Raw genomic sequence first — 26964 nt, forward strand, 5'->3', positions numbered from 1 at the left:
AGTGTCCGGAACACCTGCTTTCAGGCCCGTGCGCCGTCGTGGCAGGCGTCGTGCCGGATCAGACAGTTCCCCCGCCGTCGACCCGCAGCACCTGTCCGGTCACGAACGACGCACGTCGGGAGAGGAGGAACAGGGCGGCGTCGACGACCTCGGCCACCTCGGCGTGCCGGCCCAGCGGAACCGCCTGCGCGGTCTCCGCCGAGGCGAGACCGGTGCGCGCCGACTGTGCCAGGACGCGAGCCGTCCGGACGACGCCCGGCGCGACGCAGTTGGCGCGAACGCCGGCGGGTCCCAGCTCGACCGCCAGGTGGCGGACGTAATGCTCGACCGCGGCCTTGCTGGCTCCGTACAGGGCACCGTAGCCGTGGGGGGCGACCGCCACGGCGGCCGCGCTGGACAGCGCGACGATCGACCTGAGTCCGTCGGGACGCAGCCGGGGGACCGCCGCCCGGCAGGTGTTGACCAGGGTCCGGAGGTTGGCGTCCAGCAGCACGGTGACGTCCGCGTCCGGCGTCACGCTCGCCTGGCTGCGCTCGTACGGTGCCACGATGCCGCCCGCGACGGCGACGACGGCGTCGATCCCGCCGTAGCGGTCGGCCACCTCGTCGAACGCCGACGTACACGCCACCGGGTCCGCGAGATCGACGGTCAGGGCGATCGAACCCGGTGACCTCGCCTCCAGCTCCTCCCCGATCGATGCGGCGCTCAGCTCCTCCCCGTACCGGACGGAGGCGGCCAGGTCGATATCCAGGACGGCGACCCGGCTGCCGGCTCCGGCCAGGGCCAGTGCGGCCGCGCGCCCGATCCCGCGTGCGCCGCCGGTGACGACCACCGCCGATCCGGCGAGCCCGTCGTCGCGGTCGCTCGCCGTCATGCCGTCACGCTCAGCCCCGCGGCCCGCCCCAGGGTCGCCGCCGCGCTCAGCGCGCTGCCGCTCAGGTACCCCGAGCCGTGGAGACCCCCGACGAGCTCGCCCGCCGCGTGAAGCCCCTCGATCGCCTCGTCGAACACGTCCACGACGCGCAGCTCCCGGTCGACGGCGACACCACAGAAGGTCGTCGTCAGCGCGTTCGTGCAGGGGAAGGCGAAGAAGGGCGACTCCTCGACGCGGGCGCCACCGGGCTCGCCGAAGTCCTGGTGGGCGCGCCCGAAGAGGTCGCGGCCCGCCTCGATCGCGTCGTTGTAGTGGCCGATCGTTCGAACGAGAGCGTCCGCCGGGACGTCGATGCGCTCGGCGAGCCGGGTGAGGTCGGGCTCCTCGGCGAGGGCGCCGTCCCGGCGGGCGCCGGCGAAGTCGAGAGGACCCGCCAGCTCGGCCCCACGCCGCATCACCTTGACGTCGAAGACCTGGAAGGCGACGGCCCCGGGCTGCGCAGCACAGAGGCTGCTCATCAGCTTGTAGTGCAGATCCTCACTCACGAACCGCTCACCCCTCCGGTTCACGAGGACCGCTCCTCGAGTGACCGGATAGAGCAGCCGCGGCGCGACCCGCTCGCCGCTCGCGCTCCAGCCGGGCAGCGAGGCCCCGAAGGTCGCCCGGAGATTGCCCATGTCGCGGAGCCGGGCGCCGAGCGAGCAGGCCAGCCGCAGCCCTCCGCCGTCGTTGTGCGGCCCGCCGAGGGGGACGGCGTCCGCGATGTCGGGTGCGAAGGTCCGGACGAGGTCGCGGCTCTGGGAGAAGCCGCCCGTGGCCAGGACGATCGAGCGGGCGACCACCGACACCAGTCGGCCCTTCGTCTCGGCCTCGAGCCCCGTCACCCGCCGCTCCCCGCCCGGCCTCCGGACCAGGCGCTGGACGTCGACCTCGGTGATGAGCCGGACCGACGGGTGCTCCGTGAGTCGTTCGTGCAGCTTCTCCACCACCGCGCCGGGGACGGTGTCGTGGATCCGTGGCAGGACGCCGGCCCGAGGGGTCGGGAGCAGGGTGAAGTCGACCCCCTGCTCGCCCAGCCACCGGTACGTCGCCAGCTGGTGGGCCACGAAGGTGTCGACCGTGGCGGGGTCGGCGTCGCCGCGCCCGGCGGCGAGGAGATCCTCCCGCAACGCGTCGGGGGTATCGGTGAACCCGGCCCTCGCCTGATGGTCCGTGCCCGCGAACAGGAAGCCGCCACCGGCCTTCCGCGACGATCCGCCCACGGTCGGGCCTCGCTCGAGGACGAGCACGTCCGCGCCCCGGTCGGCGGCGACCAGGGCGGCTGCGTGACCGGCGACGCCGGTGCCGAGGACCACCACGTCCGCGTGGATCAGCATGGGCCCGATGCCACCACAGCGTGGAGGTCTGCTCAAACGATGTTCTGGCGTCCGGAACCTCGCCTCGCCTCGGGTCCCGGGCTCCCGCAACATCCGGCGAATGGACCTCAACTCATTCGATGTGCTGGTCGTCGGCGCCGGGCCGACGGGCTTCACGCTGGCCATCGACCTCGGGCAACGCGGTGTTCGCACGCTCCTGGTCGAGCGTGACCCGTCGACCAAGCAGTTCCCGAAGATGGACCGCTCGAACGCGCGGACCATGGAGATCTTCCGGCGGCTGGGCATCGCCGACCGCGTCCGGGAGCAGGGCTACCCGCCCGAGGCCTCGATGGACGTCCTCGTGGTCACCCGGCTCAGCGACCCGCCGCTGGCCACGCTGACCTATCCGACGGTCGCCCAGCATCGCCGGATGATCGCGGCCGCGACCGACAGCTCGGAGCCGCTCGAGCCCTATCAGCTCGTGTCGCAGAACGACCTCGAGCCGCTTCTCCTCGACGTCGCGAAGAACACGCCCAACGTGGTGGTCCGGTTCGGTGCCGAGCTGGTCAGCTTCGAGCAGACCGAGGAGCAGGTGACCGCGACGCTCCGCGGGACGGACGGAGGGGAGGAGACCGTCGCGGTCTCCTACCTGGTCGGCTGCGACGGCGGGCAGAGCACGGTGCGCAAGACATTGGGCATCCCGCTGGAGGGGCACGGAAGCATCGCGCAGCTCAAGCAGATCGCGATCGAGTCCGACGCGCTCTACGACCGGATACCGATCGGCAAGGCCCGGCACTACTACTTCGCGGACCCCCAGGGCAGCGCCATCGTGGTCCAGGGCAGCCGGCGGCACTTCACGCTCAACTCCGTGCTCCCCGACGACGCCGATGTCGAGCAGGAGGTGCGTGACCGCATCGGCTTCGACGTGCCGTTCGAGGTCACCAACGTGACGCCGTGGAAGTTCCACCTGCTGCTGGCCGAGCGCTACCGCGACGGCCGGGTCTTCATCGCGGGCGACGCGGCGCACCTCGTGATCCCCACGGGTGGTCTCGGCATGAACACCGGCGTGGGCGACGCGATCGACCTCTCCTGGAAGCTCGCGGGCACCGTCCGGGGCTGGGGAGGCCCCGGCCTCCTCGACGGCTACGAGGCCGAGCGGCGGCGGGTCGGCCGCCGCAACGTGAACGCCGCGGGCTGGGCGGCCGACGGCATGAGCCGGTGGCGGGTCTTCACGACCGACGACACCTACGCCGAGTCGCCCGAGGGGGAGGCGGTCCGCGACATCGTGGGCGCCGCAGCGGCGATCCACCAGCGCCGGGTGCACGAGATGATCGGTGTCGAGCTGGACTACAGCTACGCGGGGTCGGGGCTGATCGCGTCGACCTCCCCGGAGGACGCCGAGTGGGCCACGACGGTCTACAGCGGCCGCTGCCGACCGGGCGTCCGCCTGCCCCACCTGTGGCTCGCGGACGGCCGCTCGTCGCTGGACGCGGTCGGACCGGACTTCACCGTTCTCGTGCTCCGCACCGACGCCGAGACCGGGACGCTGTCGGCCGCCCTGACCGAGGCGGGCGCCCCCTTCGAGGTCGTCACCCTGGACGACGAGCACGCCGCGCGGACCTATGGTTGCTCGGTGCTGCTGATCAGGCCCGACCTCCACGTCGTCTGGTGCGGTGACGTCGCCCCCGACGCGGCCGCCGCCACCGACCTGGTCGCGAGGGCGGTCGGCCGAACCGGCGGCGTACCCGAAGGGGCTGGAGGCCGGTGATGACCATCTCGACCGAGGCCACCGCTCTGCGGGAGGAGATCCGCGCCTGGGGACTGGCCCACGTCCGGCCGCTGGCGCGTGAGGCGGACCGTCTGCACGGGCCGCCGCCGGGCGTGGAGGCCGTGCTTGCGGCAGCCCCGACCGACCTGGCGGCGATCGCGGTCGCCGCCCTGCCGTCGCTGCCCGAGGAGCTCCGGCCGTGGTTCCCGTCCGAGCGCGAGACCGGCTACGTGCTGGGCGCGCTGATGATGGAGGTCCAGCCCTACGGTGACAGCTGGGTCCTCACCCAGCTGCGAGGCGCGGGCATCGCGGAGAAGGTCGTGAAGCTGCTCGGCACCCCTGAGCAGCAGGAGAGGTGGGTCGGCAGCCACTCCGGGACCTTCCGGCGGACCGCCTTCGCGCTCACCGAGCCCCACTTCGGCTCGGACCCGTCGAGTGTGGCCACGACGGCCACGCGCGACGGCGACGGCTGGGTGATCAACGGACGCAAGATGTACTGCTCGAACGGCGCGAGCGCCGACTACGCCGTCGTCTTCGCGACCATCGACAAGGAGGCCGGCGCCGACGGGATCCGGGCGTTCGTGGTGCCGACGGGCACCCCCGGGTACGTCGTGGGCAAGCGCAACGAGACGAAGCTGGGCATCCGCTCCCACGAGACGTCCGAGCTGCTCTTCGAGCAGATGGCGGTGCCCGCGGACGCCCTGCTCGGCGGCGAGGACGCGGGTGGGAACGGACTGATGGGCGCGCTGGGCACGCTGAACACCAGCCGTCCCCTGATGGGCGCCTGGGCGCTGGGGATCGCGGGGGCCGCACTGGACGCCGCCAGGGAGTGGTTCGGCGAGAACGCCGACGCCTACTCCGCCCGCCGGCGGCAGCTGGCGCAGGACGACCTGCGGCGGATGGACACCGCCATCGCCGAGGCCCGCACCCTGGTGCTGCAGGCGTGCGAGCTGGCCAACCGTGGTGTCCCGAACCGCCGGGAGGCGTCGACGGCCAAGGCCGTCGCCCCCGCCGTGGGCGAGGCGGTGTGCCGCCGCGTCATCGAGCTGGTCGGTCCCGAGGCCGTGTCCGAGCAGCACCTCTTCGAGAAGTGGTTCCGCGACGTGCGGATCATGGACATCTTCGAGGGCTCGGGGCAGATCCAGCGGCTGATGGTCAGCCGCTCGCTGATGGGACGGAACGCCGTCCGCTAGAACCGCTCGGGCGCGCCGCAACGCGGATATACTGTGACCCGCGACACAGCTCCCGGAAGCTCGTCGACACTGCAACTGGAGGTCAACGGTGACCATCGAACCGGAGGTTCGCCAGGCGACGGAGGCGCCGTCGATCCTCTCCAAGGCCTTCGACCTGCTGTACTCCTTCAACACCCGGGACCGGGTCATGACGCTGAGCGAGCTGTCCCGCGCGTCCGGCCTGGCCAAGTCGACGGTCCACCGACTGCTCGCGCGGCTGATCGAGCTCGGTGCGGTGGAGCCGCACCGGTCGGGCTACAAGCTCGGCGTGGGGCTGCTGCAGCTGACCGCGAGCATGCCGTCGGCCGCGATCCGCGAGATCGCCGTGCCGTACCTCGCCGCCCTGCACCGGTGGAGTCGTCACAGCGTGCACTTCGGCGTGCTGCGCGATCTCGACGTCGTCTATCTCGAGAAGCTGGTCGGGCAGGGTGCGCCGGTGACGATCACGTCGGTGGGCTCGCGGGTCCCGGCGAACTGCACGGCGATCGGGAAGGCCCTGCTCGCCTGGAACTCCCTCGACTCGTTCGAGGAGGACGCCCCTGAGCGGCTGCCGCGCCTGACCCCGCGCTCCATCACCGACCCGCGCGTGCTCGTCGAGCAGCTCCGGCAGATCCGTCGCGACGGTGTCGCCGTGGAGGTCGGCGAGGCCCAGGCCGGGATCGCGTGCGTGGGGGTCCCGATCGTGATCAACGGCTACGCGGCGGCGGCGATGTCGATCGCCTACCCGATCGACCAGGGCGTGTCGGAGAAGGCGGAGCACGCACTGGTCGACGCGGCGGGCCGGATCGCGCGCGAGGCCAAGGGCGCCATGGCCCGAGGTCAGAGCGGATGGTTCCCCGCCGAGCCCTGAGTCGCGGGTCCGTCGTACGGGTCGGAGAACGTGACGGCGGCGGTCCCGACATGGCGGACCGACGCCTCGTACCGCGCACCGGCGTGCACCGGCACGGTGGGGCCGGCGGCGCCGGTCAGCACGATCTCGCCGCGTCGTAGCGGACTGCCGTAGCCCGCGACCGTGCTCGCGAGCCACTGGAGCGCCCGGACCGGGCCGCCGTGGGAGGCCGCGGCGTGGCCCACGGCGACGGGACGCCCGTCCTCGCGGAGGTGCACGACCAGTCGGTCGAGGTCGAGGTCGGTCCGCGGCACCGACGCGCCCAGCACGTAGATGGCGGCCGAGCCGTTGTCGGCGATGGCGTCGACCAGGGTGGCCTGCCCGTCCCGCAACCGGTTGTCGACGACCTCGAGGGCCACCCCGACGTGCCCGATGGCGTCGCGGACCTCCGCATCGCCGGGGTCCGGGCCGAGGTCGGCCGCCAGGTGCACCATCAGCTCCGCGCTGAGCCGCGGCCGCAGGAAGGTGTGGGTGTACGCGAGCCCGTCGTTGGGCACCTGCATGCTGCCGAGGAGGACGCCGGACCCCAAGCACCGCGCGCCCCGGCGTGCGCGGCCGGCGCCGGGGACGGCGCCGACCTTGCGGCCGACCCACCGGTCTCCGGACTCGATCCGCTTCCCGACCACGCGCTGCTGGATCGCGTAGGCGAGGGCGAGGTCGTCCTGGCCGATCAGGTCGCGCAGCAGCGTGCTGGGCGACAGGCGTGTGGCGGCGGCCTCGAGCCGTTCGACGGCGCGGACCACGAGCTCCTCGCTGAGGAAGGGGGACGGGGGCTCCGCCGGGCTCGGGGCCGCGGACATGTCACGGTGCCCGGAACGCCGAGACCAACGGGTCGTGGTCGAGGGCGGCCAGGGTCATGGCGTCGCGGTACCAGCGCTCGACGGGATGGTCCGCGATGTAGCCGTGACCGCCCAGCACCTGGACGGCGGCACGGGTCTGGTCGACCGCTCGGCCGCACGCGCGGACGACGACGTCCGTGGTGCGCTGCTCGAGGTCCTGCGGCGCCGGGCTCTCGTCCAGGAGCCGCGCCAGGTCGAGGACGGCGCCGTGCGAGGCCGCGTGGGACATCGCCGCCTCGGCGAGCAGGAAGGCGACACCCTGGTAGGAGGCGATCGGCTTGCCGAAGGCGATCCGCTCGGTGGCGTAGGTCGAGGCGTACTCGATCGCCGCGCGCCCGGCACCCAGCGCGAGCGCCGCGGTCGTCAGCCGGACGAGCGCGAGCGCCGCCTCGACCTGCGCCGGCGCGGCGGACAGCTCCGCGGCCGCCGGGATCCGGACGTCGTCCAGGATCACCGTGCGGGTCGGGGCCGCACGGAGACCGAGGGACCGGTCGGCGTCCTCGCCGGGAGACACCACGACGGCACCCTCCGGCAGCCCGTCGAGCGCGAAGAGGCGGAGGCGCCCGGTGTCGTCGCGGGCCGCCAGCAGCACGAGATCCGCGGAGTCCGCACGGAGGACGGCGAGCTTCCGGCCGGTCACGACGACGTCCTCGCCCGCTGCCCGGACGGTGGTCCGGTACTCGCTGGGGGAGCGGCCGTGCCCTTCGAGGACCAGCAGGGATCCCCTGGCGGGCGTGTCCTGGGCGGCGCCGAGCAGACGCGTGTGCTGAGCGGCGGTCCCGAGCCGGCCGACCACGACGGCGGGCAGGCCGGAGACCACCGCGTCGTACGCCATCCCGGGATCGCCCCACGCCAGCCGTTGGACGCACAGCAGGTAGTCGGGTGCGGCGATGGGGCCGGCGCCACCCACCGACGCGGGGAGCGGCGCGGTCACCCCGAGCTCGTGGAGTCGCCCGGCGACCACGGGCGGAGTGCGACCCTCCGCCTCGGCGGCCGCCGCGTGGTCGCGCATCTCCCGGGTGGCGAAGCCGGTGAGGACCTCGTCGATCGCCTTCTGGTCCTCGCTCAGCAACTGGTCGATCATGTCGGTCTCCTCGGTCCGCGGGTGCTCCCCAGTGTGCTCAGCCGAGCACGCTCGTGCCGGAACCAGAATGCCTCGTTCCACTCGCCGATACCGTCGCGCCGCCGGGTGCCCGGCGTGGTTCCGGCGACCGAAACCCGGCATGGCCGGACCGCGCGGAGCGCAGCACGATCGATCCAGGTCGGTCCCGCCGGGGGACCGGGTGGACGGAAGGACCCTCCATGGGCGACGTGATCGGCATCGGCCTGACCCACTACCCGATGCTCGCCACGACGGACGAGCGGATGGCCGACCTGCTCCGGCACACCCTCACCGACACCGGGATCCCGGAGGCCGAGAAGGACCCTGCTGTCTGGCCCGAGCACGGCCGGCTCGAGTGGGGCGACGACCAGGGCGTCGCCTCCGCGGCCGTGCACCGCGCGGCACTCGTCCGCGGTCTGGAGCGCACCCGGCAGGCCGTGCTCGACTTCCAGCCGGACGTCCTCGTGGTCTGGGGGGACGACCAGTACGAGAACTTCCGCGAGGAGGTCATCCCGTCCTTCTGCGTCCTCGCGTACGGCGACGTCGAGGTCGAGCCCCTCGCCATCCTCAAGAAGATCGACCTGCCCAACGTCTGGGGGCACCCGGACGGCTACGCGTTCACGATGCGGGGCGCCCCGGACGTCGCGAAGACCCTGGTCCGCTCGCTGCTGGAGAGCGGCCTCGACGCGGCGTACTCCTACGAGAAGCGTGAGGGCATCCACTTCCCCCACGCCTTCGCCAACACCCAGCTGTTCCTCGACTACGACAACGCCGGCCAGGACTTCACGATCCCGATCGTGCCGATCGCCGTGAACTGCTACGGCGAGCACGTCATCAGCCGTCGCGGTGGCATGGCGCGCTTCGACGAGATCGACTTCGGCAAGCACGTCGACCCGCCGGGGCCGAGCCCCGAGCGCTGCTTCCAGCTCGGCCAGGCGGTGGCGACGTGGGCCCGGGCGACGGACCTCCGGGTGGCGCTCGTCGCCTCGTCCAGCTGGTCGCACGCCTTCCTGAACGACAAGGAGTGGCACCTCAGGCCGGACACGGCCGCGGATCGGGCGCTCTACGACGCGATGGTCGAGGGACGGTACGACACCTGGCGGGCGGTCACCACCCGCGACGTCATCGACGCCGGCCAGCACGAGGTGCTCAACTGGCACTGCCTCCTGGGGGCGATGTCCGAGCTCGGCCTGTCGCTCGAGTGGTCGGACTTCGTCGAGACCAGCATCTTCAACTCGAACAAGGCCTTCGCGGTCTTCCGGTGACCGCGCCGCGCCTGATCGACGTCCATGCGCACGTCTTCCCGCGCGGGTTGCCCGACCTCGCGGAGCGCACCGGCGACCCGCGCTGGCCGGTCCTGAGGATCGGCCGCGACGCGTCGGAGGTGCGGGTGGACGGGGCGGCCTTCCGATCCTCGCCGCACACTCTCTGGGACGTCGGGGCGCGACTGGCGGCCCTGGACGCCGCCGGCGTCGAGCAACAGGTCGTCTCCCCCCTTCCCGTCGGACTCGTCGGCTGGGCGGACGCCGGCCTGGCCGGCGCATGGACCGCCGAGATGAACGAGGCCGTCGCGCGATCCGTCGCCGACGGGGACGGGCGACTCCTCGGTCTGGGCTGCGCCCCCTTCGGCGTGGACCTGCGCTCGCACGACGCGGCCGCGGAGGCGGTCGCCCGGATCGCGAGCGATCCCCGCCTGACCGGGATCGAGATCTCGACGCTGCCGGGTGGACTCGAGCTCGATGACGACGGGCTGGTCCCGTTCTGGGAGGCCGTCGCCCACCACGACCTCCCGGTGTTCGTGCACCCCACGGACGGCGGGGCCGTCCGCCGTCGGGGACAGCCCTTCGACTTCGGCGTCGGCATGCTCACCGACACGGCCATGGCGGCGACCGCGCTCGTCTTCGGCGGCGTGCTGGACCGGCTCCCGCGGCTCCGGATCGCCCTCGCCCACGGCTGCGGCGCGCTCCCGTGGATGCTGCCGCGGCTGCAGGTCATCGGCCGCTCGATGGGCCACGACCCCGTCCGCGTGGCCGAGACGGTCCGGCGGCTGTGGGTCGACACCCTGGTGTTCGACCCGGAGCACCTCCGTCTCCTCGTGCGCCGCTTCGGTGCGGACCACCTCCTGCTCGGCACCGACGACCCGTTGATCGTCGGCCAGCTCGACCAGGCGCCGGCGCTGGTCCGGGCGGCCGCGGCGGACGGAGTCCTCGGCGTCGTGGACCCGACCGGCGTACTGGGCGGGAACGCCCGGCGCTTCCTCGGCCTGGACTGACGCGGGCGGGGCCGCGCACCGAGTCGGCACGCCGGCCCCGCCACCGGCCTCAGGGCCGGGCGACCAGGTCGGACAGCTCGGGGCGCCGTCTCGACACCCCGGCGGCATCGGCCGTGGCGCCGGAGACTCGGCCGTCGCGGAAGAACTCCAGGAAGACCTGGTTGAAGAGCTCGGGCTGGTCGGACTGGCCCTGGTGCCCGCAGTCGGCCGGGTAGAAGAACTGGATCCTCGGCAGGTGGTCCTCCTGGTGGTAGCCCCACTCGACGGGCTGGAGCACGTCGTCCTGCCCGTACAGGCAGATCCCGGGCGCCTCCACCCGGTCCAGCCGCCCCTTCGTCGCCAGGCGGGCGGCGCGGTCGCCCGTCAGCTGGAGGAAGGCGTAGTCCCACATGGAGGGGAAGAAGGCCTTGAACGCCTGGTCGTGCCGGGCCGCGGCCTCGGCCCGCATCTGGATCAGCTCCTCGCTCATCGTGCCGCTGGTGATCGCGGTCATGCCCGCGCGCATGCTCTCGGCGTTGCCGTCGATCTTGGGCAGCGGTACGGCGCCCTCGGGGCGGTTCCCGGGGGCGACGTCGCCCACGTCGGCGGCGATGATGACGAAGCTGGCGACACGCTCGGGGTGGGCGCACACGTAGTTGACCGTGTTGATGCCGCCCATCGAGTTGCCGGCGAGATGGAACCTGTCGAGGCACAGCGCTGTCGTGAACTCGTGGAGGAAGTCCACATGGCTCTCGATGCCGGCCGGCCAGTACTCCTCTCGGGTGTCCGAGAGACCGAAGGCCGGCTGGTCGGGGCAGTAGACACGGAAGCCGTTGGCGCCCAGGAAGGGCGCCATGTGCCGCCATCCGGCGGTGCCGCTCGATCCCGGAAGTCCGCCGTGCAGCAGGACGACGGCCGGGCCCGTGTCACCCGAGGTCATGTAGTGCGCCTTGGCGCCACTGGCCAGGCGTACCCACCGGCTCGCCATGCCGGGAACGTGCACGATGCCTTCTTCGGTCAGGGTCATTGCTCTCTCTCCTTGTGGTCCGCCGGCGTCACGCAGGCGGGGGGTTGCCGGCGTCATGCCGGACAGCGAGGGGGGTGGGACGCGGGGCGAGGCGCTTCTCGAACCACTCGCCGATGCGCTGCCACGCATCGAAGTGCGAGCCGTCCGCGTCCGGGAACGAGGCCGGGAGCGGAGCACAGGGGACGATCTCGACGTGGACGCGCGCCCGGCGTCGTACCGTGCTCAGCCAGGAGCGGACGCTCTCCGGCTCGACGCCCTCCGCACCCACCAGACCGAGCCACGGCACCCGGGGCTCTCCCACGAGCTCGAGGACCGACGTCCAGCTCGCCGCGGCCGCCACGGGGAGCTCCGCGGCCGCTGTCAGCACGTCGGCGGAGGACCGTCCGAAGCACAGCAGGCCGGTCTGGTCCGGCTCCCAGCCGCGGTCCGTGAGTCGGGTGAGCGCCCGGGACGCCGAGGCGAGCGGTCCGGCCCGGCCCGGCCCCGCCACCGTGCACTCCAGGCCGCGGTCGGCGAGGCTGAGGGCGGCCTGGGTCGCCAGCCGCCGGAAGGCGTCCTCGTCCGAGGCCTCGACGAGGACCGCCACCGCGCTCGAGGCCAGGCCGTCGAGGTCCAGCTCGGTGACCGGCGTGCCGTCCGGGGCGACGCCATGGGTGAGGGTCACGATCGTGGGCCTTCGCGCCGGTCGTCAGCCCACGTTCGACGCGAACGCCGTCGGCTGCCGGTGCGGCTCCGGAAGCGGCTCCTCGCCCGTGAGGAGTTGGTTCCAGCGGCGCCAGAAGCCGCGCATCTGCACCTCGTCGGCCGAGCCAGGGAGGTCCCGCCGCATCCCGCGGGAGATGTCGGACCAGGGCAGCTCCCGGTGGCCGGCGAAGCCCCGCTGACAGCTCTCGAGGGCTTCCACGTCGTCGGGCGTCGCGAGGCCGCCGGGTCCCAGAAGGTCAGGAAGTTGTCCAGTCGCGCCGTGCGCAGGTGGGCCGCCTCGTTGCGGGGCACCAGCTCCCAGCTCGTGATCTCGGTGAAGTCCGGGGCGACGGGCTGCATCGTCCGGACGATGAGGGCGGAGACCAGGTCGATGACGACCAGGTTGGGGAAGATCACCAGGTTGCGGCCGCCGTAGAAGATCTCGTCGGTGCGGTCGCCGTGGACCTCGCGCACGCGAGCGACGACCTCGTCGTGCTCGGCCTGGGCCGCGGCGTCGAGCGGCCGGCCGAAGGCCGGTCCCCGCCCCTGGATCAGGCCGTGTCCGCCGCCGAGGTCCTGTCCCCAGGACTCGCCGATGCCGGCTCCGCGGAACTCCTTGCCGCCCGCCTTCATCATCTCGACGTAGCGCTGGTGGGTGGAGATGGCGTGGTAGCCGTCGAAGCTGTTCTCGACGAGCAGCTTCCAGTTGGCTCGCATCGAGTACCGGTGGCTGCCGTCCAGCACCTCCAGCCCGTCGAGGGCCTGGTCGCAGATGACGTCGAGATGGTGGCGGGCCCGGCCCAGGTAGCTCCGGAGGTCCGGCCCCTCGGCGGCGAAGCTGACGAAGACGAAGCCGCGGTAGGAGTCCAGGCGGGGCGGAGTGGCCAGGCCGAGGTGCTCGCGGTCGAAGTCGGGTCCGTACGACTCGTCGTCCGGGATGGCGCGCAGCCGTCCCGACGTGTCGAAGGTCCAGGAGTGGTAGAAGCACTTGAGGAAGCGCTCGTTCCCCGCGTCGGACCTGCAGAGGAGCGTCCCGCGATGGGGGCAGGAGTTCAGGAACACCCGCACCTGCTCCTTCTGGTCCCTGACGAGGATCACCGGGCGGCCGGCGACGGTGCGGGTGCGGTAGTCGTTGCGCGCCGGCACCTCGGACTCGTGGCCGACGTACACCCAGGCGGACTCGAAGATCTTCGCCTGCTCCTGCGCGAACACCTCGGGGTCCACCATGGTGGACCGGTGCACGCGGAAGCGCGGCGTCGACCTGTCGTCGATCACGTACCGGGACATGGGCGTCTCCTGTTCTCCGATGCTCGAGCGCGACCATCTGCCCTCGATCCTCGTGCGGCCCGGCGAGCCGGACGAGGGCCGGTTCCGCGGCACGGAACAGGAGTCAGACGCGCCCACGCGGCGGGCGGACCGGCCAGTACTTGGCGGTCGCGCCTCCGTCCACGACGAGGTTCGCTCCGGTCATCATGCGTGAGTCGTCGGAGGAGAGGAAGACGAGCGCGCCCACGTAGTCGTCGGGCTCCGGGAGCCGGTCCATCGGCAGCAGGCCCTCGAAGTCGTTGTCGTACGCCGGCGCGAGGTCGTCCGCCCGGCCGGACTGGATCCTCGCCGCCTCCGGACTGGTCGTCCGGGTCGCGGTCGGCGTCAGGCCGTTGACCCGGATGCGGTGGCGCGCCAGCTCGACGGCCGCGGCCCTCGTGAAGTTGAGCAGTCCGGCCTTGGCGGTGGTGTATCCGATGTTGCCGGGCTGGCCCTGCAGCGCCGCGGTCGACAGCATGTTGATCACCGATCCGCCGTCGCCCCGGTCGATCATCAGCCGGGCGACCGTCCGGGTGTAGAGCAGGGCGCCGGTGAGGATGATGTCGACCTGGCGGCGGAAGTCCTCGACGGTGATGTCGAGAAGCCCGCGATGGTGGATCCAGACCGCGTTGTTGACGAGCACGTCGATCCGGCCCCAGCGGTGCGCGAGGTCGTCGACGACGCCCTGCACGCGCTCCGGGTCGGTCACGTCGTCCTGGTAGGCGATCGCCTCGCCACCGGTGCGCCGGATGCCCTCGGCACAGGCCTCCGCCCGTCCGGGCACCAGGTCGGTGCACGCGACCGACGCTCCCGCGGCCGCCAGGCCTCGGGCGAGGACGCCGCCGATATGGGGGCTGGTGCCCGTCACGAGCGCCGTCCTGCCCGCCAGCGGGCCGGTGCCGTTCATAGGATGACGCTGAGCTTGCCCTGCGGGCTGAGCGCGTCCAGGTCGAGGATCGCCCGGCGCTCCCGGAAGCGCAGCTCGGCGCCTTCCCGCACGAGCCGGTGCTCGTAGCGGCCGACGTAGGTGTCGACGACGCCGCTGCGGCTCCGGGTGAGGATGAAGTTCGCCCGCACGTCCAGCTCGCCGGGCCGTTCGACGACCCGGACGTTGCCGACCAGCCGGCGGGTGCGGGAGTGGGGGTACTCCGCGTGGGCGCTCCGCGTGAGGAGCGACGTCGCGCGCTGCTCCAGCATGAACCTGTCATCGTGGACGAGCACGAGGTCCCGCGTCGGATCCCCGTCGGGACGGTCCGTCGACGGCACGACATAGCGGCAGTCGAGCGTGAAGAGCTCCAGCCACTCCATCAGCTGCCACCGGTCGAGGAGATCGGCCTCGTGGAAGAGGAACTCCTCCATCTCGGCGCGGAGCTCGCGACCGCTCGCGCCCGGGGTCGGGCCGCTCACGGCACCAGGTGGTGGTAGGCCTCGTCGTCCGGGAACCGGGCGCTCTGGTGGAAGGAGCCCGCCAGCGGGTGCACGGGCCGCTCGGACGACTCCTCGGCGAGATCCATGACGACCTTGCGGTGGGCGATCCGCCACTCGCCGTCGCGGCGCTCGAACCGGTCGAGGTACCGGCCGACGAAGAGCGAGACGTGGTCGCCGTCCGCGTCCTCGCGCTCCGGGGCGGCGAGCACCTCCTGCAGCGGCCGTCCGTGGCGCTGATGCGCGATGAAGTAGGTCTCGACGGCGGCGAAGTCCCCGGTGATCTCGATGAGGGGCTCGCCGAGCAGATGGTGGGAGGGTCCGCGCAGTGCGGAGCTGCGCCACTCCTGGTCCGCGAACTCGTCTCCCGAGACGACCACGAAGCCGTGCTCATCGGAGCTGTCCGGGTGGTACACGCTGCGGATCAGCTCCGGGTCCACTCGGTCGACGCCTCGCGCGTACCGCGCCAGGGCGTCCCGGATCAGCTCGCGGTCGACCAGCCATCGCAGTCGGTCCTCCGGGAGCTCGGGGGAGTTGGCCACCGTTCCTCCTCTGGTCGTCGGGGGTCGCTGCACTCTGCGACACACCGCCGGTGGACGGCGACGACCGGTTCCGCCGTCCGGAACCGGTGGGCGGCAGGGGTGGCCTAGCGACTGGAACACCTCCTTGAGCGGGCGGGGAGCGGCTGCGAAGGATGCCGCTCATGGCACTGGCGGCACCTCACCACGACCTCGACGAGACCACGTTGCCCGATGTGACCGGCCGGCTGCGCGACGCGGTCGCCCTGGTCGTCGGCGCGGGCTCGATCGGCTCCCGCCCCGGCAACGGCGCGGCGACGGCCATCCTGTTCGCCCGCGCCGGTGCCCGGGTCTTCTGCGTCGACCGCGACCCGGACGCGCTCCGGCGCACGGTCGCGACCATCCGGGCCGAGGGCGGTGAGGCGGCCGGAGCGGTGGCCGACGTCCAGGTCGAGGAGCAGGTCCGGGCCGCGGTGGAGGAGTGCGCCGCGACCTTCGGCGGCGTCGACGTGCTCCACAACAACGTCGGCATCGGCGTTCCCGGTGCGCTGGCGGACGTACAGGAGCGGCACTGGGACCTGGTCATGGACGTGAACCTCACGGGTACCTTCCTCGCCTGCAAGCACGCGATCCCCCACCTGCTCCGCTCGACCCGCGGCGGCGCGATCGTCAACGTCTCCTCCATCGCCTCCCAGGTGACCAGCGGGGTCCCGCTGATCGCGTACGGGGCGTCCAAGGCGGGCGTCGATCACCTGACCAGGGTCGTCGCGGCGCAGTACGGCGCGACCGGGCTCCGCTGCAACGCGGTCCTGCCGGGACTGATCGACAGCCCGACGGTCTACGCGGGCCTCACGACCGACGAGGCCGAGGCCGAGCGGATGCGCGAGCGACGACACCGGATGGCGCCGAGCGGCCGGATGGGGCAGGTGTGGGACGTCGCCTACGCCTCCTTGTTCCTGGCGTCCGAGGACGCCTCCTACATCACCGGGGTGCTGCTCCCCGTCGACGCAGCGATCACCACCCAGGTCGTGGCCCCCACGTGGGACGACGTGTGAGCGCCGGCGGTCTCGCCGGCCGGACGGCGGTCCTCACCGGCGCCAGCCGCGGCCTCGGCGCCGCCATGGCCCGCGAGCTGGCGGCCAGGGGCGCATCGGTGGTCCTGCTCGCCCGGTCGCTCCCCGGGCTCACCGCGGTCGCGGCCGAGATCGCGGACGCCGGCGGGTCGGCGACGGCCATCCCGTGCGACCTCGGCGACCCAGAGCGGGTCCGCGACGTCGCGGCGGCCGTCGTCGCGGACCACGGACCGGTCGACGTCCTCGTCAACAACGCGGGCACGGGATGGGACCTGAGCACCCTCGAGACCAGCGACGCGGACGTGGAGCGGGTGTTCCGGGTCAACCTCTTCGGCGCCATGGCGCTGACCAGGGAGCTCGGGCGGTCGATGGTCGAGCGCGGGAGCGGGAAGGTCATCAACGTCTCCTCCGTCGGAGGCTTGGTCGGCATCCCGTCGCTCTCCGTGTACGGCGCCTCGAAGGCGGCGGTCGCGCACTGGACCAAGGCCCTGGCCGCGGAGTGGGCACGCCACGGCGTCACGGTCAACGCGGTCGCTCCCGGTCTCTTCCTGACCGAGATGAACGGCGACGCCCTGGCCGACGAGGACGTCCGGCGCCGGGTCCTGAGGGACGTCCCGCTGCGCCGCTTCGGGGATCCGGAGCAGCTCGCCGAGATCGTGGCGTTCCTGGCCTCGAGATCGGCCGACTACGTCACCGGGCAGGTGCTCGCCGTCGACGGAGGGATGTCCAGTGCCCTCTGACCACCGACCCGTCGACCCGCTCCGACCCCGCACCGCGACGGTCCGCGTCCGACCGCTCCCCGCCTCGGAGTGGACGGACGCGCAGCGCGAGGTGCTGGACCGGATCGACGTCGAGAACAGCGACAGCCTCAACCTGTTCACGACCCTGGCGCGGCATCCGCGGCTGCTGCGGCACTGGATCCCGTTCGCCGGCTCGCTCCTCATGAGGAGCACGCTCACTCCTCGCGAGCGCGAGCTGCTCATCATGCGGACCTCGGCCGTGGTGGGCGTTCCCTACGAGTGGGTCGCGCACGTCTCGATCTCCCGGGGGCTGGGATTCGGTCCGACCGAGCTCGACGCGCTGCAGGTCGGTCCCGACGCCCCGTCGTGGACCCCGGAGGAGTCGACGCTCCTGAGCTCCGTCGACGAGCTGGTCGGCACCGGCGTGATCAGCGGGACCACGTGGGACCGGCTCCGCGCCGGGCACGACGAGCAGCAGCTGATCGAGATCCCGATGCTGGTCGGCGCGTACGTGATGCTCGGCTACGTCGTGAACTCGCTGGGGGTCGAGCCCGACGCCGGCGAGGTCACCGTCGGCGAGCGCGCCCCGAGGACGTCCGATGACCACGGCTAGCGGCGCCGCGATCCACGCGAGGGACGTCTACGACGACGCGACCAGGGAGCGCTTCCGGCGCACCGGGGACTGGCGGGACACCCCCGTCAGCCGGCTCCTCCTGCGCAACGCCACCCAGCAGCCGGACGACGTCGCGGTGGTCGACGCCGACGAGCAGGTCACCTGGTCGGAGCTCGCCGCGCGTGCCCGCGCCGTCGCGAGCGCCTACGTCGCGCTGGGGCTGGAGCCCGGCGACTACATCGGGATCCAGCTCCCCAATCGCGTCGCGTTCCTGGAGGCCTACTACGGCGCGGCGCTCGCCGGGCTCCGCGTCGTCACCCTGATGACCATCTATCGCGAGGCCGACCTGGAGTTCATGCTGGGCCAGGTCGGTGCCCGCGCCCTGGTCACCGCGGGCGACTTCCGCGGTCACGACCACGCCTCGATGGGGGTCGCGGTCGCGAGCGCCGTACCGACGCTCGAGCACGTCCTGCTGACCGGGGGCCGGCACCCGGGCGCGATCTCGCTCGTCGACGTGGCCGCCCGCTCGGTCCCCCTCACCGACGAGCTCGTCGCCGCGCGGGCGCTCGACCCCGACACGACGTCGCGGGTGGCCTTCACCTCCGGGACCAGCGGTCGCCCCAAGGGCGTCGTGCACACCGGCAACACCGATCTGGTGTCGCCGGCCTGGATGATGCGGATCCTCGGCCTCGACCGCGACAGCAACGTCTTGGTGGGGAGCCCCTGGCGCACGTCGCCGGACTCACCTTCGGCGTGCACCAGACCGCCCTGTGCGGCTCCACGCTGGTCCTGCAGGAGAGCTGGGAGGCCGCCGCCGCCACCGGTCTGGTCGAGCGTCACGCGGTCCGGGTGATGATCTCCTCCCGCATCTTCGCCTCCGAGCTGCTGGACGCCGCCGATGCTTCACGCGAGAGGCTGGCCAGCCTGCGCTGGTTCGTCGCCGGCGGATCGGCCGTACCCCCGACCTGGTCCAGCGGGCCGAGCGCGACTTCGGCGTGCGGGTCCTGCGCTCCCTCGGCATGACCGAGGCCCCCGTGCACGTCGTCAACCGTCCGGCGGACCGCGCCGAGCTGCGCGCCCGTCGGGACGGCCGGGTCGTCGACGGCGCGGAGGCCAGAGTGGCCCGTCTCGGCGACCGGACGCAGGACGCGGCGCCGGGGGAGGCCGGCGAGTTCGCGACCCGTGGACCCCACGTGTTCCTCGGCTACCTCGGCGAACCCGACCTCACCGCCGAGGCCCGCGACGAGCGCGGCTGGTACTACAGCGGCGACCTGGTCCGTGTGGACGACGACGGCTTCTTCGAGCACCTCGGGCGGATCAAGGACATCGTCAACCGCGGCGGGATCAAGATCAGCGCCGCGGAGGTGGAGGCCGTGGTGCTCCGCCACCCGGCGGTGAGCGCCTGCGCCGTCGTCCCCGTCCCCGACGAGAGGCTCGGCGAGCGGACCTGCGCATGCGTCGTGCTGGCGCCCGGGCAGGCGCTCGAGCTCGACGACCTGGTCCGGCACTTCGAGAAGGAGCGGATCACCCGCCAGAAGTGGCCCGAGCGGCTCGAGCTGCTCACCGACCTGCCGACCAACGCCGCCGGGAAGGTCGACAAGCAGCAGCTCAGGTCGCTCCTGGCCACCCCGGAGCGCCACCCCGACAGAACCGACGAGGAGACCCACCACCGATGAACACACCCCCACGTCTCAGCGGCAAGGTCGCCATCGTCACGGGCGCCGGCTCGACCGGAGCCGAGCTGAGCAACGGACGCGCGGTCGCGATCCGGTTCGCCCAGGAGGGCGCCCGGGTCGTCGCCGTCGACAGGTCGCTGGAGGCGGCCGAGGCGACGGCCGCCGCGATCGGGGACAGCTGCCTCCCCCTCCAGGCCGACGTCTCGCGGCCCGAGCAGGTCGCCGCGATGGTCGACACCTGTCTCACCGAGCTCGGGCGCGTGGACGTCCTCCACAACAACGTGGGCATCGGCTCGCTGGGAGGGCCGGAGACCGAGGCCCGCAAGGCCTGGGACCTCCTCCTCCGGGTCAACCTCAAGAGCGTCCTGCTCACCACGCGAGCCGTGCTGCCCACGATGATCGCCCAGGGCAGCGGCTCGATCATCAACATCTCCTCGCTGGCCGGCCTCGCCTACTGGGGCGTGCCGTCGGTCGCCTACGCGTCCACCAAGGCGGCGCTGAACCAGATGAGCCGGCTCATCGCGCACGACCACGCGAGGTACGGCATCCGGTGCAACGTCATCGCACCCGGACTCATCGACACGCCCACCGCCCACCTCGGCCTGCTCCCGGTGTACGGCGGTGACCCGGCGGAGCTGCGCCGCCGCCAGGAGAGCCTCGCACCTGCGCGGCGCATGGGACGGCCGGAGGAGATCGCCGCCGCCGCGGTCTTCCTCGCGTCTGACGAGTCCCGCTACGTCAGCGGGGTCGTGCTCCCGGTGGACGGCGGCCTGGCCACCCAGATGGTCTCGCCCGAGTGCTGGGCGATCGACGACGCCCGCGACGTGGAGGCGGCGACATGACGGCGTACGGCTGCTATCTGCCCGTCCATGCCGAGGAGGCCCCGGACGTCCGCGAGGTCGCCGCGGTGGCCAGGGACGCCGAGCAGGCGGGACTGCGTCATGTCTGGGCGGCCGACCACCTGACGTGGAACCGCCAGATGCTCGCGCCGCTGCCCACGCTGGCGCATGTGGCCGGGGGAACCGAGCGGATCGGCCTCGGGATCGGCGTCTATCTCCTGCCCCTGCGTCACCCCGCCCTGGCCGCCAAGGACCTGGCGACCCTGGACCACCTGAGCGGTGGCCGGCTGGAGCTGGGGGTGGGTGTCGGCGGTGAGAACCCGGACGAGTACCGGGCAGCGGGCATCCCGCCCGGGCGGGCCGGCCGACGTCTCGACGACGCCCTCGACGTGGTGACGGCGCTGTGGGAGGGCCGACCCACCCCGCCCACGGAGACCTTCGGCGAGCTCCCCGAGAGCCCGATCGGGCCCCGTCCCGCCCGCCCTGTCCCGCTCTGGGTGGGCGGGCGCTCCGAGGCCGCCATCACGCGCGCGGCGCGCTGGGGCCACGGTTGGCTGGCGATGTGGGTCAGCCCGGAACGGGTGGCCCAGGAGGCGCAGCACCGCCTCCACGGACTCCGGATCGGGCTGAATGTGTTCACGCGCGTGGAGCGGTCCCGCGCAGCGGCCGATCAGGTCCTCGAGCGGCAGGTCGCCTCCGCCTACCGGATGCCGTACGACAAGGTCCGGCGCTACGCCCTCGCCGGGACGCCCACCGAGGTGGCCGAGCGGATCGCGGCGTACGTCGCGGCGGGCGTGACCGACGTCGTCTTCAACTTCGCCGGGGCCGACGAGCGTGAGCAGCTGCGCCGGATCTGTGACGACGTGCTGCCCGAGGTCGGGGGGTCCGTGGCGTGAAGGCGCTCGTCGTCGACCAGCCCGGTCCCGCCGCGCAGGTGCGGATCCGCGAGATCGAGGACCCCAGGCCCGGTCCCGCCGAGGTCGTCGTCCAGGTCGAATGGGCCGCGGTCAACTTCGCCGACCTCACGGCCGCCCGCGGCCTCTACCCCTACGCCAGCCGCCCCCCGCTGGTCCCCGGCGTCGAGGTCGTCGGGCGCGTCGTCCCGCAGTCCCCCGACGAGACACCCCGGCGCGTATGCGCCTTCGTCGGCAGCGGCGGCTGGGCGGAGCGGGTGAGCGTCCACCGCGACCTCGTGGTCCCCCTTCCGGACGACGCCGACCCACTCGCGGTGGCGGCCGGGCTGACCGTCGTCGCCACTGTCCAGCTGTGCGCCGACCAGGCCCGCATGGAGTCCGGCGAGCACGTCCTCGTCCACGGAGCCAGCGGGGGGATCGGCTCCGTCGCCGCCCAGGTGCTCAAGGGCGCGGGAGCGGGCTCGGTGACCGGCACCCTGCGCAACATGGACCGGGCGGAGCTGGCCCGCGCCCACGGCTACGACCACGTCGTGTCGGCGACGCGGTTCCCGGTCGAGGTGCCCGGCACCGTCCCGGGCGGCGCGGTCGATGTGGTCATCGACGGTGTGGGTGGCTGGACGCGCGCCGCCTCCTTCGCGCTCCTACGGCCCTTCGGCAGGCTGGTCGCCATCGGGAACTCGTCCCGGGGGAGCGAGGAGCCGCCGACGGGCGCCGAGCTCCGGGCGGCCAACACCGCCGTCGTGGGCGCGTCCCTCGGTGCCCTGTCCAGCCGCACGCCCCACCTGGCGACCGCGTATCTCGAGCGAGCCGTGCGCGACCTGGCGTGCGGCTCCGTCAGCCTCCCCGTCGACGTCCTGGCCGCCGACCGGCTCACGGACGTGCTCGGCCTCCTCGAGGGCCGGGCCGCCGACGGGAAGCTCGTCCTCGATCTCACCCAAGGAGTCGAACCGTGACCGAAAGCTTCTCCCTCGCCGAGCGGGGGGACTGCGCGATCGTCACCCTGCACCGTCCCGCGTCGTACAACGCCCTGCGCCCCGAGGACGTCGCCGCCCTGCGCACCGCCGTCAGGGGGCTGGAGGGTAGTGTCCGCGCGGTCGTCATCACCGGGGACGGCGGCGCCTTCTGCGCCGGCTCCGAGGTGCGTCCCGGTCTGACGGCCCTCGGCTACTGGGCGATGCTCCGCGAGTGGAAGCTGCTGGTGCGGACCCTGAGGCGCAGCCCCCTCGCCACGATCGCGGCCGTCAACGGCCTCACCGTGTGCGGTGGCTTCGAGATGATCCTGGCCTGTGACTTCGTCCTGGTGGCGGAGGACGCGCACGTGCTCGACCAGCACGTGAAGTTCGACCTCCACCCGGGGGCCGGAACGACCGTCGCCCTTCCCCGGCGCATCGGCTCCCAACGCGCCCTGTGGCACCTCGTCAGCGGGGAGCACCTCGCCCCGGAGCGACTGGTCGAGCTCGGCCTCGCCCTCGAGGTCTGCCCGCCCGACGAGCTCCTCGACCGAGCCGTCGCGGTGGCCGCGGTGGTGGCGCGACGGGCGCCGGCGACCTTCGCCTCCGTCAAGGACTGCGTGCGGCGCAGCGGCCTTCCGCTCGACCGGTTCCTCGAGCGGGTCGCCTGCCTGCGCAACACGCGGCGGCTGGGCGCGAGCGGGAAGGAGGTCCGGGAGCGACGGTTCGCCGAGAACTCCGAGGTCGTCTCGACGATCGAACGCGGCCGACGTCCCGGCGCGGAGGGGAGGACGACCGCATGAGCTGGGAGTTCAGCACCGACGAGGAGTACGCCGAGCAGCTCGCCTGGGCGCGGGAGTTCGTCCGGACGGAGATCTGGCCGATCGAGACGATCGAGGACCAGCTCGACGCCGAGGCGCTGGACACGATCTACGCACCACTGCAGGAGCGGGTCAAGGCACGGGGCCTGTGGGCCGCCCACCTGCCGCCCGAGCACGGTGGGCAGGGCTTCGGCCAGGTCAAGCTCGGCCTCCTGAACGAGATCCTCGGCACGAGCACCCGTTGGGCGCCCCGCGCCTTCGGCTGCAACCCACCGGACTCCGGCAACAGCGAGGTCCTGGCGCTCGCCGGGACCCGCGAGCAGAAGGAGCGATGGCTGGCACCGCTCCTCGCCGGCGAGCTGAAGTCGGCGTTCAGCATGACGGAGCCCGACACGGCCGGCTCCGACCCGACGCTGCTCGCGACCCGCGCGATCCGCACCGGCGACGAGTACGTCCTGGACGGGACCAAGTGGTTCACCTCCGAGGGCTCGGTCGCCGACTTCCTCATCGTGATGGCGGTGACGGACCCGGACGCGCCGGCGCATCGTCGCGCGACGATGTTCGTCGTCCCCGTCGACACGCCCGGGGTCACCATCGTCCGCGACGTCCCCACCATGGAGCGGCCCTTCGAGCGACACGGGATCCACGGCGGCCACGCCGAGGTCCGCTACGACGCCGTCAGGATCCCGGTCAGCCACCGCCTGGGCGAGGAGGGGGACGGGTTCGCGATCGCGCAGCAGCGCCTCGGCCCGGGCCGCATCCATCACTGCATGAGGTGGCTGGGTGTCGCGGGGCGCGCCTTCGACATGCTCCGCGAGCGTGCGAACACGCGCTACGCCCACGGATCCCTCCTGGCGGAGAAGCAGACGATCCAGAACTGGGTGGCGGACTCGGCGGCGGAGATCCACGCCGCGAGGCTGATGACGCTGCAGGCCGCCTGGGTGATGGACACCCAGGGAGCAGCGGCCGCCCGCAACGAGGTCGCGATGATCAAGTACTTCGGTGCGCGGGTGCTGCACGACGTGGTCGACCGGGCCCTGCAGGCGCACGGCGCGCTGGGGTACTCCACGGACATGCCGCTCGAGGCGATGTACCGCGACGCCCGGGCGGCGCGGATCTACGACGGCCCGGACGAGGTCCACCGCCAGTCGGTCGCCCGCCGCCTCCTCCGCAGCGACGCCGGCCTCGCCCCGGGCTCCCTGCCGAGCCAGTACGTGCCGGCGCGACGGGCGGCGGCGACCGTCAGGTTCCGGACCGTCCTCGACGCGGCCCGGGCCAGGTCGTCGACGCCGGCCCCGCCGTCATGAGCGCGGTGCTTCCCGACGTCGAGGCGGCCCTGACCGGATGGCTCTCCGCCGAGACAGGCGTCGGCGTCCGAGTCAGGTCCGTGGAGCCCACGCCCGGCAACGCCGGCCGCGGCTACCTGTCCCGGGTGTCGATCGGCGGCCGGGAGCTCGGGATCGCGGTCCGGCTGGCGGTCCCGGGCATCGCGGAGACCGGAACCAACGACGTGCTGCGGCAGGCCCGGCTGGTCGAGCACGTGCACGCCCACGACGTACCGGTCCCGGGCGTGCTGTGGCGCACCGCGGACCACCACTGGTTCGGATCGAGCGCGGTGGCCTATCAGTGGGTCGAGGCGAAGCCGCTCCACTTCTTCCGGGAGGACCTGTCGGTGCCCGCTCCTGCGGACCGGCATGCGGACCTGCTCCTCCAGGCGGTGGACGCGCTGGCACAGCTCCACGGGGTCCCCGTCCCGGACGGGGTCGGCCGAGGAGCCGATGCCACCACCGAGGTCCGCCGATGGCAGTCGCTCCTCGGCAGACTGGACGCGCAGGACCCGCTGGACCCCGCTGACATCGCCGCGGTGGAGGCGCTGGGACGGATCCTGCTCGAGGATCCGCCACCCCTGGAGGTCGGGCTGATCCACGGCGACTTCCAGTCCAACAACCTGCTGTTCGCCGACGGCCGCCTCAGGGCGATCGTCGACTGGGAGCTGGCCGGCGCGGGTCCCCAGCTGCTGGACCTCGCCTGGCTCGCGCTCTTCGCCGACCTGTCGTGCTGGTCGCCCGGCCAGCGTGCCCGGATGCGCGTCGACGTCCCCACCGCGGCGCTCACGGAGCGGTACGCCGCCCTCCGCGGCGGGACGCCCGGCCTCGCCTGGGCGCGTGCCGCGGCCTGCTACCGCTTCGCCGCGCTCACCCTCTACAACCTGCGCCTGCACCGCACCGGCAAGAGACCGGACGCCGCATGGGAGCAGCTGGCCGACTCGGTGCCCTGTCTGGTCGCCGCCGGACGACGAGCACAGGAGACGACATGACCTACAGCACGCCCGACCGGCTGTTCAGCCTCGCGGGCAAGGTGGCCATGGTCACCGGTGGCAGTCGCGGTCTCGGCGCCGAGATGGTCCGGGCCTTCGCCGCGGCCGGCGCGGACGTGGTGATCGCCAGCCGCCGGCTCGAGAGCTGTGAGGAGCTCGCCGCGGAGGTACGGCGGGAGACCGGCCGGCGCGCCCTCCCCATCGCGCTGCACGCCGGCGCCTGGGACCAGGCGGCCGACGTGGTCGACGCGGTCCTCCGCGAGATGGGTGGCATCGACGTCCTCGTCAACAACGCGGGGATGTCGCCGGTCTACCCGGATCTCGCGTCGATCACGGAGGAGCTCTGGCAGAAGGTCTTCGACGTCAACCTCCGGGGCCCGTTCCGGCTCAGCCAGCTGGTCGCTCCCACCATGGTCGAGCGGGGCGGCGGGTCCATCGTCAACATCGGCACGGCGGCGGTGTTCAAGCCTCGCGACTACCTCCTGCCGTACGCCGCCGCGAAGTCCGGCGTGCTGTCGATCACCGAGGCGATGGCCCACGCCTACGGCCCGACGGTGCGGGTGAACGCGATCATCCCCGGCCGCTTCTTCAGCGACATCAGCAAGCACTGGGACATGGACGAGATCGCGGTCGAGGTCCAGCAGTTCGCGGCCCGGCGTGGCGGCGAGGTCGACGAGATCGTCGGTGCCGCGCTGTACCTGGCGTCGGGAGCGAGCAGCTACACCACGGGCGCCCAGCTGCGGGTCGACGGCGGGTACGCATGAGCCGGACCTCCGAGGGCCGGCTCCCGGTCATCGTGCGGGAGCGGGAGCGGCTGACCGACGACATCGTCCGGCTGACGCTCGGACCCGCCGACGGAGCGCCGCTGCCGGCGTGGACTCCGGGAGCCCACATCGATCTGGTGCTGGGACCCTGCGCCCTGGTCCGGCAGTACTCGCTGTGCGGGGATCCCCGCGACCGGACCTCGTGGCGGGTGGCGGTGCTGCGCGAGGCGGGCGGGCGGGGCGGCTCTGTGTTCGTGCACGACCAGGTGCGTGAGGGGCTGGTCCTCGAGGCGTCGTCGCCCCGCAACCACTTCGAGCTGGAGACCGCCGGTCGCTACGTCTTCATCGCCGGCGGGATCGGCGTCACGCCGATCGTCCCGATGCTCGCGGCCGCCGACGCCGCCGGCGCCGCGTGGTCGCTGACCTACGGCGCCCGGGGTCGCGACGCGCTGGCGTTCGCCGGAGAGGCGGCGACGTACGGCGACCGCGTGCGGCTGCACGCACATGACGAGAGCGGTCCCATCGACCTCCCCGCCGCGCTCGGCGAGCCGGATCCCACCGCCCTCGTCTACTGCTGCGGGCCCGAGCCGCTGCTCGCGGCCGTCGAGGACCACCTCGCCCTGACGCCGGGATGGTCGCCCCGCCAGCTCCGCACGGAGCGGTTCGCCCCCCGGAGTGACGCGCTCGACCGGCCCTCGACCCCCTTCGAGGTGGAGCTCCGGCGGACGGGCGTGCGCGTGCAGGTCGCGGCGGACCAGTCGGTCCTGGAGGCGGTGCGGGCCGCCGGCGTCGTCGTGGAGTCCTCCTGCGCGGAGGGAACCTGCGGCACCTGCGAGACGGCCGTGCTGGGAGGACGGGTGGACCACCGGGACGCGATCCTCGACGACGACGAGCGGGCGGCGAACGACGTGATGTTCCTCTGCGTGTCCCGCGCCGCCGACGGAGAGCTCGTCCTCGACCTCTGAGGGGCGCCGGTCCGAGCCGGTGC

The 26964-nt window shown here is 73.0% G+C and carries 28 protein-coding genes and 1 pseudogene; 19 read left to right on the forward strand and 10 right to left on the reverse strand.

What is annotated here, in order from left to right; genetic code table 11:
• Positions 1–58 precede the first annotated feature (58 nt).
• Positions 59–874, reverse strand: a complete 816-nt coding sequence (locus tag FIV44_RS17650; RefSeq protein ID WP_141005577.1) for an SDR family NAD(P)-dependent oxidoreductase — start codon at positions 872–874, stop codon at positions 59–61.
• Complete coding sequence (locus FIV44_RS17655) at positions 871–2250, reverse strand: FAD-dependent oxidoreductase (RefSeq protein ID WP_181410664.1); 1380 nt, start codon at positions 2248–2250, stop codon at positions 871–873. Before FIV44_RS17655 ends, FIV44_RS17650 begins: the two co-directional genes overlap by 4 nt.
• Before the next feature lie 100 nt (positions 2251–2350).
• On the opposite strand from FIV44_RS17655, the gene FIV44_RS17660 reads away from it, so the two are divergent.
• The 3 genes from FIV44_RS17660 to FIV44_RS17670 all read left to right on the forward strand — a co-directional run bounded on the left by FIV44_RS17660 (position 2351) and on the right by FIV44_RS17670 (position 6079).
• Positions 2351–3997, forward strand: a complete 1647-nt coding sequence (locus FIV44_RS17660; RefSeq protein WP_141005579.1) for an FAD-dependent monooxygenase — start codon at positions 2351–2353, stop codon at positions 3995–3997.
• Entirely contained in the window at positions 3997–5190 is a 1194-nt protein-coding gene (locus FIV44_RS17665; protein ID WP_181410665.1) for an acyl-CoA dehydrogenase family protein, read from the forward strand. The genes FIV44_RS17660 and FIV44_RS17665 overlap by 1 nt, the downstream gene beginning before the upstream one ends.
• Positions 5191–5278: 88 nt before the next feature.
• The gene (locus tag FIV44_RS17670; protein ID WP_219996064.1) at positions 5279–6079 is read left to right on the forward strand and encodes an IclR family transcriptional regulator; all 801 of its coding nucleotides are present in this window, start codon (positions 5279–5281) and stop codon (positions 6077–6079) included.
• Here the strand turns inward: FIV44_RS17670 and FIV44_RS17675 are convergent.
• On the reverse strand, positions 6049–6918 hold the full coding sequence (locus FIV44_RS17675) for a 2-keto-4-pentenoate hydratase (RefSeq protein ID WP_141005581.1): 870 nt from the start codon (positions 6916–6918) through the stop codon (positions 6049–6051). The genes FIV44_RS17670 and FIV44_RS17675 overlap by 31 nt on opposite strands.
• A gap of 1 nt (position 6919) precedes the next feature.
• Positions 6920–8041: an acyl-CoA dehydrogenase family protein gene (locus FIV44_RS17680; RefSeq protein WP_181410666.1), complete on the reverse strand. Its 1122-nt coding sequence runs from the start codon at positions 8039–8041 to the stop codon at positions 6920–6922.
• 218 nt (positions 8042–8259) lie between these two features.
• Between FIV44_RS17680 and FIV44_RS17685 the strand changes: the two genes are divergently transcribed.
• Together FIV44_RS17685 and FIV44_RS17690 are read left to right on the forward strand one after the other, a co-directional pair.
• Positions 8260–9324, forward strand: a complete 1065-nt coding sequence (locus FIV44_RS17685) for a DODA-type extradiol aromatic ring-opening family dioxygenase (RefSeq protein ID WP_141005583.1) — start codon at positions 8260–8262, stop codon at positions 9322–9324.
• On the forward strand, positions 9321–10331 hold the full coding sequence (locus FIV44_RS17690) for an amidohydrolase family protein (protein ID WP_141005584.1): 1011 nt from the start codon (positions 9321–9323) through the stop codon (positions 10329–10331). Before FIV44_RS17685 ends, FIV44_RS17690 begins: the two co-directional genes overlap by 4 nt.
• Positions 10332–10380: 49 nt before the next feature.
• On the opposite strand, the gene FIV44_RS17695 is transcribed toward FIV44_RS17690, so the two are convergent.
• From FIV44_RS17695 to FIV44_RS17720, 6 genes are all read right to left on the reverse strand, one after another.
• Positions 10381–11337, reverse strand: a complete 957-nt coding sequence (locus FIV44_RS17695) for an alpha/beta fold hydrolase (protein WP_141005585.1) — start codon at positions 11335–11337, stop codon at positions 10381–10383.
• A gap of 28 nt (positions 11338–11365) precedes the next feature.
• Positions 11366–12001, reverse strand: coding sequence for a hypothetical protein (locus tag FIV44_RS17700; RefSeq protein WP_141005586.1), 636 nt, complete (start codon positions 11999–12001; stop codon positions 11366–11368).
• Positions 11998–13308 (reverse strand): aromatic ring-hydroxylating oxygenase subunit alpha, encoded by a 1311-nt coding sequence (locus FIV44_RS17705; RefSeq protein ID WP_219996065.1) that lies wholly within the window; start codon positions 13306–13308, stop codon positions 11998–12000. The genes FIV44_RS17700 and FIV44_RS17705 overlap by 4 nt, the downstream gene beginning before the upstream one ends.
• Before the next feature lie 103 nt (positions 13309–13411).
• Positions 13412–14233, reverse strand: a complete 822-nt coding sequence (locus FIV44_RS17710; protein WP_141005587.1) for an SDR family NAD(P)-dependent oxidoreductase — start codon at positions 14231–14233, stop codon at positions 13412–13414.
• Entirely contained in the window at positions 14230–14733 is a 504-nt protein-coding gene (locus tag FIV44_RS17715) for an aromatic-ring-hydroxylating dioxygenase subunit beta (protein ID WP_219996066.1), read from the reverse strand. The genes FIV44_RS17710 and FIV44_RS17715 overlap by 4 nt, the downstream gene beginning before the upstream one ends.
• Positions 14730–15293 (reverse strand): nuclear transport factor 2 family protein, encoded by a 564-nt coding sequence (locus FIV44_RS17720; RefSeq protein ID WP_181410667.1) that lies wholly within the window; start codon positions 15291–15293, stop codon positions 14730–14732. Before FIV44_RS17720 ends, FIV44_RS17715 begins: the two co-directional genes overlap by 4 nt.
• A gap of 161 nt (positions 15294–15454) precedes the next feature.
• Here FIV44_RS17720 and FIV44_RS17725 point away from each other — a divergent pair, with 161 nt between their 5' ends.
• The 14 genes and pseudogenes from FIV44_RS17725 to FIV44_RS17790 all read left to right on the forward strand — a co-directional run bounded on the left by FIV44_RS17725 (position 15455) and on the right by FIV44_RS17790 (position 26941).
• The gene (locus FIV44_RS17725) at positions 15455–16324 is read left to right on the forward strand and encodes an SDR family NAD(P)-dependent oxidoreductase (RefSeq protein WP_181410668.1); all 870 of its coding nucleotides are present in this window, start codon (positions 15455–15457) and stop codon (positions 16322–16324) included.
• Positions 16321–17082 (forward strand): SDR family NAD(P)-dependent oxidoreductase, encoded by a 762-nt coding sequence (locus FIV44_RS17730; RefSeq protein ID WP_181410669.1) that lies wholly within the window; start codon positions 16321–16323, stop codon positions 17080–17082. Before FIV44_RS17725 ends, FIV44_RS17730 begins: the two co-directional genes overlap by 4 nt.
• Complete coding sequence (locus tag FIV44_RS17735; RefSeq protein ID WP_141005591.1) at positions 17072–17695, forward strand: carboxymuconolactone decarboxylase family protein; 624 nt, start codon at positions 17072–17074, stop codon at positions 17693–17695. Before FIV44_RS17730 ends, FIV44_RS17735 begins: the two co-directional genes overlap by 11 nt.
• Positions 17682–18548, forward strand: coding sequence for an AMP-binding protein (locus FIV44_RS17740; RefSeq protein ID WP_141005592.1), 867 nt, complete (start codon positions 17682–17684; stop codon positions 18546–18548). Before FIV44_RS17735 ends, FIV44_RS17740 begins: the two co-directional genes overlap by 14 nt.
• Positions 18449–18846 (forward strand): annotated as a pseudogene (locus FIV44_RS33630) (AMP-binding protein); the annotation flags it as partial. The gene FIV44_RS17740 and the pseudogene FIV44_RS33630, both read left to right, overlap by 100 nt.
• Positions 18847–19068: 222 nt before the next feature.
• Complete coding sequence (locus FIV44_RS33635; protein ID WP_342778913.1) at positions 19069–19371, forward strand: AMP-binding enzyme; 303 nt, start codon at positions 19069–19071, stop codon at positions 19369–19371.
• The gene (locus FIV44_RS17755; RefSeq protein WP_141005594.1) at positions 19368–20213 is read left to right on the forward strand and encodes an SDR family NAD(P)-dependent oxidoreductase; all 846 of its coding nucleotides are present in this window, start codon (positions 19368–19370) and stop codon (positions 20211–20213) included. The genes FIV44_RS33635 and FIV44_RS17755 overlap by 4 nt, the downstream gene beginning before the upstream one ends.
• Positions 20210–21106 (forward strand): LLM class flavin-dependent oxidoreductase, encoded by an 897-nt coding sequence (locus FIV44_RS17760; protein ID WP_141005595.1) that lies wholly within the window; start codon positions 20210–20212, stop codon positions 21104–21106. Before FIV44_RS17755 ends, FIV44_RS17760 begins: the two co-directional genes overlap by 4 nt.
• Positions 21103–22077 (forward strand): quinone oxidoreductase family protein, encoded by a 975-nt coding sequence (locus FIV44_RS17765; protein ID WP_141005596.1) that lies wholly within the window; start codon positions 21103–21105, stop codon positions 22075–22077. The genes FIV44_RS17760 and FIV44_RS17765 overlap by 4 nt, the downstream gene beginning before the upstream one ends.
• Positions 22074–22877, forward strand: a complete 804-nt coding sequence (locus FIV44_RS17770) for an enoyl-CoA hydratase/isomerase family protein (protein WP_181410671.1) — start codon at positions 22074–22076, stop codon at positions 22875–22877. The genes FIV44_RS17765 and FIV44_RS17770 overlap by 4 nt, the downstream gene beginning before the upstream one ends.
• Positions 22874–24202, forward strand: coding sequence for an acyl-CoA dehydrogenase family protein (locus FIV44_RS17775; protein WP_141005598.1), 1329 nt, complete (start codon positions 22874–22876; stop codon positions 24200–24202). The genes FIV44_RS17770 and FIV44_RS17775 overlap by 4 nt, the downstream gene beginning before the upstream one ends.
• Entirely contained in the window at positions 24199–25212 is a 1014-nt protein-coding gene (locus FIV44_RS17780; protein ID WP_141005599.1) for a phosphotransferase family protein, read from the forward strand. The genes FIV44_RS17775 and FIV44_RS17780 overlap by 4 nt, the downstream gene beginning before the upstream one ends.
• Positions 25209–25976: an SDR family NAD(P)-dependent oxidoreductase gene (locus FIV44_RS17785; protein ID WP_141005600.1), complete on the forward strand. Its 768-nt coding sequence runs from the start codon at positions 25209–25211 to the stop codon at positions 25974–25976. Before FIV44_RS17780 ends, FIV44_RS17785 begins: the two co-directional genes overlap by 4 nt.
• Positions 25973–26941, forward strand: a complete 969-nt coding sequence (locus FIV44_RS17790; protein ID WP_141005601.1) for a PDR/VanB family oxidoreductase — start codon at positions 25973–25975, stop codon at positions 26939–26941. Before FIV44_RS17785 ends, FIV44_RS17790 begins: the two co-directional genes overlap by 4 nt.
• Positions 26942–26964 lie beyond the last annotated feature (23 nt).

This window comes from Nocardioides humi, assembly GCF_006494775.1.
Classification (GTDB): Bacteria; Actinomycetota; Actinomycetes; order Propionibacteriales; family Nocardioidaceae; genus Nocardioides; species Nocardioides humi.